The sequence below is a fragment of the Polaribacter sp. HA6-7 genome, from assembly GCF_055693625.1.
Genome location: NZ_CM146338.1, coordinates 642,501 through 654,862, shown reverse-complemented (window position 1 = coordinate 654,862; position 12,362 = coordinate 642,501). Strand labels below are relative to the sequence as shown.

Here is a 12,362-nt window from a genome sequence, read left to right as displayed (position 1 = left end):
CGAATTTTACGAAAATAATAAAAATATAAAATGGATTTTAGTTTAACAGAAGAACACATCATGATTCGTGATGCTGCAAGAGATTTTGCACAAACAGAATTATTACCTGGAGTTATCGAAAGAGACAATAAACAAGAGTTTCCTAACGAATTAGTTAAGAAAATGGGAGATTTAGGTTTTATGGGAATTATGGTAGATCCTAAATACGGAGGAAGCGGTATGGACGCAACTTCTTATGTATTAATTATGGAAGAACTTTCTAAAATAGACGCATCTGCATCTGTTATCGTATCTGTAAACAACTCTTTAGTATGCTACGGATTAGAAGCTTACGCATCTGAAGAACAAAAACAAAAATATTTAACAAAATTAGCTACTGGAGAATTTGTTGGTGCATTTTGTTTAAGTGAACCAGAAGCAGGGTCAGACGCAACTTCACAAGCAACAACTGCAGAAGATAAAGGAGATCACTATGTAATTAATGGTACAAAAAACTGGATTACTAGTGGTGGTCGTGCAGATGTATACTTAGTTATAGCGCAAACAGATCGTTCTAAAGGGCACAGAGGAATCAACGCTTTTATTGTTGAAAAAGGAACAGAAGGTTTTCACGTAGGACCAAAAGAAGACAAATTAGGTATCCGCGGTAGCGACACACATACATTACAATTTAACGATGTAAAAGTACCTAAAGAAAATAGAATTGGTGAAGATGGCTTCGGATTTAAGTTTGCTATGAAAACACTTTCGGAGGTAGAATCGGTATTGCTGCACAGGCTTTAGGTATTGCATCTGGTGCATACGAATTGGCTTTAAAATACTCGAAAGAACGTAAAGCTTTTGGTACAGAAATTTGCAACCACCAAGCAATTGCTTTTAAATTAGCAGATATGTACACAGAAATCGAAGCAGCAAGAATGTTAGTTATGAAAGCTGCTTGGGATAAAGACCAAGGCAACAATTACGACATGTCTAGTGCAATGGCCAAGTTATACGCATCTAAAGTTGCTATGGAACAAACTGTAGAAGCAGTTCAAATTCACGGAGGAAATGGTTTTGTTAAAGAATACCACGTAGAACGTTTAATGAGAGATGCTAAAATTACTCAGATTTACGAAGGAACTTCAGAAATTCAGAAAATTGTAATTTCTAGAGGCGTTATCAAAGGATAATCACCTTATTATATAAGTATTTAAAAATCCATCTTTTTAAAGGTGGATTTTTTTATGGCAATTTTTTAAAACAAAAAAACGCGCTATCCACTATATCTTTTTTTCATTCTTCAAAAAAAGGATGCCGTTTCTATCGCTATTGCACCTTTTTGCCAACTAAAGTTCTAAATCCAAAGCATGTAATTGCAAACCAGGAAGAAGGCGCAATATTTCTCATAAACATTCTATCGTTATCTTCTTTTAAAGATTTTTCAATAAAATTTAAATCTAAATTTCCTTTACCTACCTCAAACAAAGTAGCCATCATCAACCTAATTTGATATCTTAAAAAACCTTTACCCCTAACTTTTAACACATAAGAAACTTCCGGAAAAAAACTTGCAGTCAAAATATCATTTTCAACTATTTCACAACCATCTATAACTCGTTTAAACACTGTATGCTCACTTGGTTTTGTACAGTATTTATGAAAATAATGCTCACCTTTAAACAATTTAGCTGCTTTTTTCATCGAATCAATATCCAGATTAAAATCAATATTAATCATAAAAGGAGCCGCAAAAGGATGGTTTTTATCACCAAAAGAAAAATAATAATGATACTCTTTAATCTTAGGAGCATTGATAACATTAAAGCTTGTTGACACTTTTTTTACAGAAACAGCTCTAAAATCCGGCGAAAAATTAGAATTTAAAGATTTTAAAAAGATTAATTCATCAATTTCAGAATTTCTAAAAAGCTGTAAATAATAGGTGTTAGCAGAAACTTTAGCGTCTGTTCTCCCTACCCCAATTGTCTTAAAATCAAAGTCTTCAAAAACAAAAGACAAAGATTTATCGACCATATCATGCAAAGTTTTTGCATTTTTTTGCTTTTGCCAACCGAGAAAACCTAAACCCTAAGAATTCTAAACAAATTAGGTAAGAAAATGAATATTTCATAGGTGCAAAAGTACATAAATTACATTTTTTTACAAAACATGCATTTTTATGAATATCTCAAAATTATAGTTCACTTTTTTACGAACCTAACATTTTACACCTTTCAAAAACAAAAAAATATAGTTATCTCAATATAACCCCCTTTTTTTGAGGGTATACACTCAAAATACATCGTTTTGAAAATTAACACCCCTTGTTAATTTAAATTTAATATATACATTTGACCCGAGTTCATTAACAAAAAATTAACACAACTAAAGAACACTCATTATGAAAAAAATTATTCTATCATTACTATTCATTTCTAGTTTAGTAGTAACAGCACAAGAAAACGAAGACAAAGGAACATTTACATTAAGTGGAACTGTAGACGTATATCATACAAGTAATCTTAAAAGCAATTCTCCTGGCTCTTTAGGTATTTTATATTCAAGTGACGATCCTGCAGCTTCTGCAAATGGTTTTGGATTAGGTATGGTAAATACAATTTTTTCATATGAAAAAGGAAAAGCTGGGGTTGTTGCAGATTTAGCTTACGGGCCAAGAGCAAAAGCAGCAAATGCATATGAAGGTGCTATCAACCAACTATATGCATATTACAATGCTTCAGATAAAGTAACTTTAACTTTAGGTCAGTTTAATACTTTCTATGGTTATGAAGTTATCTCTCCAGCAGGAAACTTTAACTACTCTGTATCTTATTTATTTAACGCAGGTCCTTTTTCTCATACTGGTTTTAAATTAGACTATGCAGCATCAGAAGACTTATCTTTTATGTTTGCTGTAACAAATCCTCATGGTATTACTTCGGTGCAAACATTGGTAACGATTATCAATTAGGTTTTCAAACAGGATATAAAGGACAGTATTTTAACTTAGCTTATGGTGCTGATGGTTTTGGAACTACAGATGTTTTATACTTAGACTATACAGGTGGGTTTGATGTTTCAGAATCTTTCTTTTTAGGAATAAATGCAGCATACTCAAATTCTGATGATGCAGATTATAGCTATAAAGGTGTTGCTTTTTACTTACAAAACACTTTTTCAGATAAGTTCTCTTTAGGATTTAGACCAGAATTTTTTACAACTACTACAGCAGATGTAGACAGTAGCGTATCTGCTTTTACTTTATCTGGTAACTATTCTTTAACAGGTAGCTTAACAATAATTCCGAAGTAAGATATGACACTTCTGATGATGGTGTTGTTCCTTTTGGGAAAAGTGTAACAGGAGCTACACTAGCAGCAGTTTACTCTTTCTAAGAATTAATTAACCAAAAATTATATAAAAATGAGTTTATTTTTAACATTATTACAAGATACTCCTGTATCAGAAGTGGCGCAAGCTGTTGAACAGATTAATGGAGATATGGGAATGCTTTGGATGCTAATTGCTGGTATTTTAGTATTCTTAATGCAAGCTGGTTTTACATTAGTAGAATCTGGAATGACAAGATCTAAAAATGCGGTAAATATCGCAATGAAAAATCTATTAGACATTTGTGTGGGTTCTTTAACTTTCAGGTTAGTAGGTTACTCTTTAATGTACGGAGATACATCTAACGGATGGTTTTTGCAGAGTGGCTTATTTCAAGGTGAAGGAGCAGATTTATTCTTTCAAACAATGTTTGCTGCAACTACAGCTACAATCGTTTACGGTGCAATAGCAGGTAGAACAAAATATTCTACATATATCATTTTCTCTCTTATAATGACAGCAGTTATCTATCCAATATCTCGGTGGATGGCAATGGCAAGGTAGCGGTTGGTTAACAGAAATGGGCTTTATAGACTTTGCTGGTTCGTCAATTGTACACTCTGTAGGTGGTTGGGCTGCTTTAGTAGCTGCATTTATGGTAGGTCCTAGAATAGGAAAATATGTTAACGGAAAGGTTTTACCTATTCCTGGTCACAATCAAGTTTTAGCAACTTTAGGTGTATTTATCCTTTGGTTTGGTTGGTTTGGTTTTAACGGTGGATCTCAATTAGCTTGGGGTGGCGCAGATGCAGTTGGTGCTTCTAACGTTGTATTAATCACAAATTTATCAGCAGCAGCAGGTGGTCTTGGTGCTTTAGTTACAACTTGGATCTGGTATGGAAAACCAAATTTAGCACAAACTCTTAATGGTTCTTTAGCTGGTTTAGTTAGTATTACTGCCGGATGTGGAAACATGACTGCAGGTGGTGCTGTATTAGCAGGACTTATTGGAGGTATCATTGTAGTATTTTCAATTGAATTTATAGAAAAGAAATTAAAAATTGATGATGCAATTGGTGCAGCTTCTGTACACGGTGTTGCTGGTGCTTGGGGAACTTTAGTTATAGGTCTTTGGGGTGTAGACGGCGATACTGCAATTGGATTATTTAATGGTGGCGGTGCTTCGCAATTAGGAGTACAAGCTGTCGGAGTTTTAGCTTATGCAGCTTGGGCAACCGTCTTATCTTTTATTGTTTTAGCAATATTAAAAGCTACAATGGGATTAAGAGTATCTAAAGAAGTAGAAATTGAAGGTTTAGATATTTCAGAACATGGTTCTATTGCTTACCCAGGTAAAAGAGTTAGAGATTTTGACGAAGATAAATAGCAGTTATCTACATAAAATTTTAAATCAATTATATATAAAATCACACAACTTTAGGGTTGTGTGATTTTTCTACGAAAAAACATTTTTAAGAACAATTAACTAAATATTTAAAATGAAAAAAATAGAAGCAATTATTAGAAAATCAAAATTTAGCGCAGTAAAAGAAGCATTGCATGATGTTGGTGTTAATTTTTTCTCTTATTGGGATGTTACCGGTTTAGGTAACGAAAAAGAAGGACATGTTTACAGAGGTGTAAGTTATAGCACAAGCGATATTCAAAGAAGATATTTATCTATAGTAGTAAATAATGAATTTGAAGAAATAACAATTAAAACTATAATTGAAGCTGCATCTACAGGTGATGTTGGTGATGGAAAAGTTTTTGTAAGCGACATAAATGAAGCCTACAGAATAAGAACAGGAGAAAAAGGAGGAAAAACACTAAACTAAAAAAGAACATTTTTTATATCATGGAATTATTAACAATAAATAATGTATGGATGATGATCTGTACAGCACTAGTTTTCTTTATGCACTTAGGTTTTGCATTTCTAGAAATTGGATTAACAAGACAAAAGAATACTATAAACATCTTATTTAAAAATATATTTATCATTACAGTAGGTCTATTACTGTATGCTTTAGTAGGCTTCAATTTAATGTACCCAACATGGGCTGCAAATTCATCCGGATATTTAGGCGATTTTATATTTGGTATTTCTGCACCTCTAAAAGATGGTGTTTTAGATTTAACATATAACGAAGGTTATACATATTGGACAGACTTTTTGTTTCAAGGAATGTTCGCAGCAACTGCAACTACAATAGTTTACGGTGCTGTAGCAGAAAGAATGAAAATTTTACCTTTTATGATATTTACAATATTGTATGTTGGCTTTGTTTACCCAATTGCAGGTTCTTGGAAATGGGGAGGCGGTTTTTTAGACCAACTAGACACTCCTTTTTATGATTTTGCAGGTTCTACTTTAGTTCACTCTGTTGGTGGTTGGGCTGCTTTAGTAGCAGTTTGTCTTTTAGGAGCCGAGAATAGGAAAATTCAAAAATGGAAAAATTCAAGCAATACCAGGTCATAACATTCCTATTGCTACAGCTGGTGTTTTAATACTTTGGTTAGGTTGGTTTGGTTTTAATGGTGGCTCGGTTTTATCTGCAGATCCAGGTTTAACTTCTTTAACACTTGTAACTACATGTTTAGCTGCAACGGCTGGTGGTGTTATTTCTGCAATCACTTCTACAATTCTTTTTAAAAATTTAGATTTAACGATGTTTCTTAACGGAATTTTAGGAGGTTTAGTTGCAATCACTGCTGGTGCAGATGTAATGTCTCCTATGGATGCAATTTATATTGGTGCAATAGCAGGTGTATTTATTGTATTTGCTGTTAGTTTAATTGACAAATTAAAATTAGATGATCCGGTGGGTGCAATAGCTGTTCATTTAATTTGCGGAATTTGGGGAACTCTTGCTGTTGGAATCTTTGGAGATTTAGCTAGCGGATCTCAATTTGTTAGTCAATTAATAGGAATAGGATCTTATGCTGTTTTTTGCTTAATAACTTCTTTTATAATTATTTTCACTTTAAAGAAAACAATGGGAATAAGAGTTGATGAAAAAGAAGAATTAGAAGGTTTAGATGCTCATGAACACGGTATGGATGCATATCCAGATTTTAGATTAAACGAACATTAACCTTTAAAAAATACACAATTTTTTACCTGCAATTTTAAAAAAATTGCGGGTTTTTTCGTTTTTTAACGATTTCACAATATAAAAAGCTTTAATTATTATTATTAAATTATTTATATCGTTTTTTTGTTTTCATCATAAAAATTATATTAAAACCGCTAAAAAGTTAATTTTTTCTTAATAAAAAATATAAATTAGCCAATATAATTGAATACGATATGGAGAAACAAGGGTTATACTTACCAGAGTTTGAACATGAAAATTGCGGTGCTGGTTTTATCTGTAATTTAAATGGTCAAAGAACAAATCAAATCATACACGACGCACTAGAAATCCTAGTAAAACTAGAACATAGAGGTGGTGTTAGTTCCGATGGAAAAACAGGTGACGGAGCAGGTTTATTAATAGATATTCCGCACGATTACTTTAACAGAGTTTGTAATTTTCCGTTACCTAACCAAAGAGAATATGCTGTTGGTATGGTGTTTCTTCCAAAAGTATCAAATCAATATAATTATTGTAAAAAAACTTTTGAAACCGAAATTTTTAATCAAGGTCTTTCTGTTTTAGGTTGGCGAGAAGTTCCTGTAGATTCATCTCAATTAGGTGAAATTGCATTGGCATCAGAACCAAACATAGAACAACTATTTATTGGTAAAACAGAAGATGTTGACGAAGCTACATTTAAAGCGAAATTATACGCTGCAAGAAAAATTGCAGAACATACAATTCGAAAATCTAAAATTTCTGAAAGTAATTATTTTTATGTACCAAGTTTATCTATAACGACTATAATATATAAAGGTATAATTATGCCCGAAGATATTGGGCCTTATTATAAAGACTTACAAGAAATAGATTTAGTTACCAGATTAGCCTTAGTACACCAACGTTTTTCTACAAATACAATGCCAACTTGGGAACTTGCTCAGCCATTTAGACACATGTGTCAAAACGGAGAGATAAATACTTTAAGAGGAAATGTAAGTAGAATGCGTGTACGTGAAGAAATCATGAAAAGTGATGTTTTCGGCCCGCAAATAGATAAACTTTTTCCAATAATTTTACCAGGTAAATCAGATTCTGCATCTATGGATATGGTGGTAGAATTATTAACGCATACAGGTAGATCATTACCGGAAATTATGATGATGATGATACGGAAGCATGGGAAAAACATGCCACAATGTCTAAAGAGCGAAAAGCTTTTTACGAATATAATGGTTGTATTATGGAACCTTGGGATGGACCAGCTTCTGTACCATTTACAGACGGTGATTATATTGGTGCTTTATTAGACAGAAATGGTTTAAGACCATCTAGATATACAGTTACTAAGAGCGGTAAATTAATAATGTCATCAGAAATTGGTGTTGTAGATGTTGCACCAGAAGATATAAAAGAACACGGTAGATTAGAACCTGGTAAAATGTTTTTAGTAGACATGAACGAAGGTAGAATAATTCAAGATAAAGAAATAAAAAGTAAAATTGTTTCTGAAAGACCGTACCAAGAATGGTTAGATAAAACTCGTTTACATTTAAAGGATGTTCCTTATACAAACGAAACTTGCCCAATTGAAACAATTGATATAAAAACACGTCAACGTTTATTTAATTACACTTTCGAAGATATTCAAGAAGTAATTACACCAATGGCAATTGTTGGTAAAGAAGCTTTAGGTTCTATGGGAATAGATACTCCTTTAGCTGTTTTATCAGACAGACCTCAATTAATATCAAATTATTTTAAGCAATTATTTGCACAAGTTACAAATCCGCCTTTAGACGGAATTAGAGAAAATATTGTAACAGATATTAGTCTAAATTTAGGAAAAGATAGAAATATTTTTAGCATCACAGAAAGACAATGTAGAAAATTAAGAATACAAAATCCTGTGATTTCTAATGCCGATTTAGAAAAAATTAGATCAATAGAAATTGAAAGTTTTAAAGCTGAAACAATTCAAATTTTATATTCAAAAGCCCAAGGTTTAAATGGTTTAGAAGACGCTTTAGATAATATTGTTAAGCAAGTAGAAAAAGCTTTAGATAATAAAAGTAATATTATAATTTTATCAGATAGAGGTGTAAATCAAGAATTTGCCCCAATACCAGCTTTATTAGCTTGTTCTTATGTAAATCATCAATTAAATCGTTTAAGAAAAAGATCTTATTTCGATATAATTATTGAATCTGCAGAACCTAGAGAACCACATCATTTTGCTACATTATTTGGTTATGGAGCAAGTGCAGTGAACCCATATATGGTTAACGAAATTATTAGAATGCAAGTTAAAGAAGGTTTTATAACCGGTATGGATGAGCAAAAAGCTGTAGACAACTTTAATAAAGCCATCGGAAAAGGGATTTTAAAAGTGATGAACAAAATTGGAATTTCTACATTACATTCTTATAGAGGTTCACAAATTTTTGAAATTGTTGGTTTTAATTCTCAATTCGTAGAAAAATATTTTCCATATACAGCTTCTAGAATTGAAGGAATTGGGTTATATGAAATCGAAAAAGAAATAGATCAACGATACAAACAAGCATATCCAGATAATCAAATTGATAAAAATTTAGGTTTAAATGTTGGAGGTGATTATCGATGGAGAAGAAACGGAGAGAGACATTTATTTAATCCAACAACAGTTTCTAAACTTCAGCAAGCAGTTAGATTAAGTGATCAAGCTAGTTATAATGTTTATTCAAACGCGATAAATGAGCAGTCTGAAAGTTTAATGACAATTAGAGGTTTGTTTGAATTTGACAACTTAGACCCAATTCCTTTAGAAGAAGTCGAACCTTGGACAGAAATTGTAAAACGTTTTAAAACAGGTGCAATGTCCTACGGATCAATTTCTAGAGAAGCTCATGAAAATTTAGCTATTGCCATGAATAGAATTGGTGGTAAGTCTAATTCGGTGAAGGTGGTGAAGACAGAAAGCGTTTTCAAAAAGATATTAATGGTGATAGTAGAAATTCTGCTATCAAACAAGTTGCATCTCGGTAGATTTGGGGTAACATCTCATTATTTAACCAATGCTAAAGAGATACAAATTAAAATGGCACAAGGTGCTAAACCAGGTGAAGGTGGTCAATTACCAGGTGAAAAAGTTTTACCATGGATTGCATCAGCAAGAAATTCAACTCCTTTTGTTGGATTGATTTCTCCACCACCACATCACGATATTTATTCAATTGAAGATTTAGCACAGTTAATATTCGATTTAAAAAATGCAAATCGTGAAGCAAGAATTAATGTAAAATTAGTTTCAGAAGTAGGTGTAGGTACTATTGCTGCGGGTGTTGCAAAAGCAAAAGCAGATGTCGTTTTGATTTCCGGTTACGATGGTGGTACAGGTGCATCACCACTTACATCACTTAAACATGCAGGTTTACCATGGGAACTAGGTTTAGCAGAAGCACAACAAACACTTGTTTTAAATGATTTAAGAAGTAGAATTGTTGTTGAATGCGACGGACAATTAAAAACTGGTAGAGATGTTGCCATTGCGGCATTACTAGGTGCAGAAGAATTTGGGTTTGCTACAGCACCTTTAGTTGCATCTCGGTTGTATAATGATGCGTAAATGTCATCTTAACACATGCCCTGTTGGTATTGCTACGCAAGACAAAGAACTAAGAAAAAACTTTAAAGGAACACCAGAGCATGTTATTAACTTCTTTTATTATATCGCAGAAGAATTAAGAGGAATCATGGCTCAGTTAGGTTTTAGAACGCTAGCTGAAATGGTTGGAAAAACACACAAAATTAACGCAAATAAAGCTATTAAGCATTACAAAGCTAAAGGGTTAGATTTATCAAGCATTTTACATAGACCTTCTGCTTATAAAAGTATGGTTGTAAAAAATACTGAAAAACAAGATCATAATTTAGACAATGTTTTAGATTTTACAATTCTTAAAGATTCTCATAGAGCACTTTATAGAAAAGAAAAAATGAATCTATTTTATCCTATAAAAAATACAAATAGAACAGTAGGGGCAATTGTTAGTAACGAAATATCTAAAATTTACGGTCATTTAGGTTTGCCAGAAGATACACTTAATATAAACTTTACAGGTTCAGCAGGACAAAGTTTTGGGGCATTTGGTGCTCATGGTTTAACGTTTACCTTAGATGGTAATACAAATGATTATCTAGGTAAAGGATTATCAGGAGCAAAATTAATAATTAAAAAACCAGAAAAAGCAGACTTTTTAGCAGAAAACAATATCATAGTAGGTAACGTTTGTATGTTTGGTGCTGTTGCAGGACAAGCATACATAAATGGAATTGCAGGTGAAAGGTTTGCCGTACGAAATTGCAGTGCTACAGCAGTTGTAGAAGGTGTAGGAGATCATTGTTGTGAATACATGACCGGTGGTAAAGTTGTTGTACTTGGTAAAACAGGTCGAAATTTTGCTGCAGGAATGAGCGGTGGTATTGCTTATGTATATGATCCACAGAAAAAATTTATAAACGGACTTTGTAATACAGAAACAATAGAATTTGAAACACTTTCTAATGATGATGTCTCAGGATTAAAATCACTTTTAGAAAAACATGTTCTGTATACGAACAGTAAAAAAGGTTCAGATTTATTAGCCGATTGGAATAATAGCTTACAAAACTTTGTAAAAGTAATGCCTACTGAATATAAGCGTGCCTTAGAACGTTTAGAAACAGAAGAACCAATGTTTGAAGAATTAACAATAGCATAATGTCATGGGAAAAGTAACAGGATTTAAAGAATTTGAAAGACAAGATGAAAAATATACATCTGTTAAAGATCGTATAAAAAACTATAAAGAATTTACAGTTCCTTTATCTGAAGAAGAAATTACTAAACAAGGTTCTCGATGTATGGATTGTGGTATACCTTTCTGTCATAGTGGTTGCCCGTTAGGTAATTTAATTCGAGACTTTAACCATATGGTACACCAAGGCGAATGGAAAAAAGCATCTTGGATTTTGCATTCAACAAACAATTTCCCTGAATTTACTGGTCGATTATGTCCAGCACCATGTGAAAAAGCTTGTGTATTAGGAATTATAGAAGATCCAATTTCAATTGAAAATATAGAAAAAAATATTGTTGAAAGAGCTTTTAAAGAAGGATGGATAAAGCCACAACCACCAAAAAAGCGTACTGGGAAAAGTGTAGCAGTTATAGGTTCTCGGTCCTGCAGGTTTAGCCGCTGCACAACAATTAAATAGAGCTGGTCATTCTGTAACTGTTTTTGAGAGAGATGACGAAGTTGGAGGTTTATTAAGATATGGTATTCCTAATTTCAAGATGGAAAAAGGAATTATTGATAGAAGAATTAAAATTTTAGAAGCGGAAGGAATCATATTTAAAACAAATGTAAATGTTGGTGTTAATTATGAAATATCAGAATTAAAAAGTTTTGATAGCATTGTTTTATGTGGTGGTGCAACAGAAAGAAGAAGTTTACCAACTCCAGGTATAGATGCTGATGGTGTAGTACAAGCAATGGATTTTTTAACTCAACAAACAAAAGTTGTATTTGGTAAAGAAGTAAAAAATCAAGTTTTAGCAACAGATAAAAATGTTATTGTTATTGGTGGTGGAGATACAGGTTCAGATTGTATTGGGACATCAAATCGTCAAGGAGCAAAATCTGTTGTTAATTTTGAAATAATGCCTAAACCTCCAGGTCATAGATCTCCAAAAACACCTTGGCCATTTTGGCCTTTACAATTAAAAACTTCTTCGTCTCATCAAGAAGGTGTAGAACGTAATTGGTTGATAAATACAAAAGAATTTGTAAAAGATGAAAATGGCAAGTTAATAGCTTTAAAAACCGTAAATGTTGAATGGAAAATGATTCCAGGACAAAGACCGCAACTTATAGAAGTATCGGGAACAGAAAAAACTTGGCCATGTGAATTGGCTTTATTAGCACTTGGTTTTACAGGTCCAGA

6 protein-coding genes and 5 pseudogenes (1 of these 11 only partly in view) are annotated in these 12,362 nt (G+C 32.6%); 10 read left to right on the top strand and 1 reads right to left on the bottom strand.

Annotated features, from left to right (window positions below):
- Positions 1-30: 30 nt before the first annotated feature.
- Positions 31-1,172, top strand: a pseudogene (locus ACZ1HD_RS03655) (acyl-CoA dehydrogenase).
- Positions 1,173-1,308: 136 nt separating this feature from the next.
- Here ACZ1HD_RS03655 and ACZ1HD_RS03650 read toward each other — a convergent pair.
- On the bottom strand, positions 1,309-2,016 hold the full coding sequence (locus ACZ1HD_RS03650) for a tRNA pseudouridine synthase A (RefSeq protein WP_472688660.1): 708 nt from the start codon (positions 2,014-2,016) through the stop codon (positions 1,309-1,311).
- Positions 2,017-2,383: 367 nt separating this feature from the next.
- Between ACZ1HD_RS03650 and ACZ1HD_RS03645 the strand changes: the two genes are divergently transcribed.
- The 9 genes and pseudogenes from ACZ1HD_RS03645 to ACZ1HD_RS03605 all read left to right on the top strand — a co-directional run.
- Positions 2,384-2,953 (top strand): outer membrane beta-barrel protein, encoded by a 570-nt coding sequence (locus ACZ1HD_RS03645; RefSeq protein WP_472688659.1) that lies wholly within the window; start codon positions 2,384-2,386, stop codon positions 2,951-2,953.
- Positions 2,854-3,294, top strand: coding sequence for an outer membrane beta-barrel protein (locus ACZ1HD_RS03640; protein ID WP_472689270.1), 441 nt, complete (start codon positions 2,854-2,856; stop codon positions 3,292-3,294). The genes ACZ1HD_RS03645 and ACZ1HD_RS03640 overlap by 100 nt, the downstream gene beginning before the upstream one ends.
- A 111-nt stretch (positions 3,295-3,405) precedes the next feature.
- Positions 3,406-4,699, top strand: a pseudogene (locus tag ACZ1HD_RS03635) (ammonium transporter).
- A gap of 112 nt (positions 4,700-4,811) precedes the next feature.
- Positions 4,812-5,150 carry a P-II family nitrogen regulator gene (locus ACZ1HD_RS03630; RefSeq protein WP_340934945.1) on the top strand — a complete coding sequence of 113 codons (339 nt, stop codon included), beginning with the start codon at positions 4,812-4,814 and terminating at the stop codon, positions 5,148-5,150.
- Positions 5,151-5,170: 20 nt separating this feature from the next.
- Positions 5,171-6,410 (top strand): annotated as a pseudogene (locus tag ACZ1HD_RS03625) (ammonium transporter).
- Between the two features lie 215 nt (positions 6,411-6,625).
- Positions 6,626-7,866, top strand: a pseudogene (locus tag ACZ1HD_RS03620) (glutamate synthase subunit alpha); the annotation flags it as partial.
- Positions 7,852-10,002 (top strand): glutamate synthase-related protein, encoded by a 2,151-nt coding sequence (locus ACZ1HD_RS03615; protein ID WP_472689269.1) that lies wholly within the window; start codon positions 7,852-7,854, stop codon positions 10,000-10,002. The pseudogene ACZ1HD_RS03620 and the gene ACZ1HD_RS03615, both read left to right, overlap by 15 nt.
- On the top strand, positions 9,974-11,137 hold the full coding sequence (locus ACZ1HD_RS03610) for a GltB/FmdC/FwdC-like GXGXG domain-containing protein (RefSeq protein WP_472688658.1): 1,164 nt from the start codon (positions 9,974-9,976) through the stop codon (positions 11,135-11,137). The genes ACZ1HD_RS03615 and ACZ1HD_RS03610 overlap by 29 nt, the downstream gene beginning before the upstream one ends.
- A gap of 4 nt (positions 11,138-11,141) precedes the next feature.
- Positions 11,142-12,362 (top strand): annotated as a pseudogene (locus tag ACZ1HD_RS03605) (glutamate synthase subunit beta) (it continues 244 nt past the right edge of the window).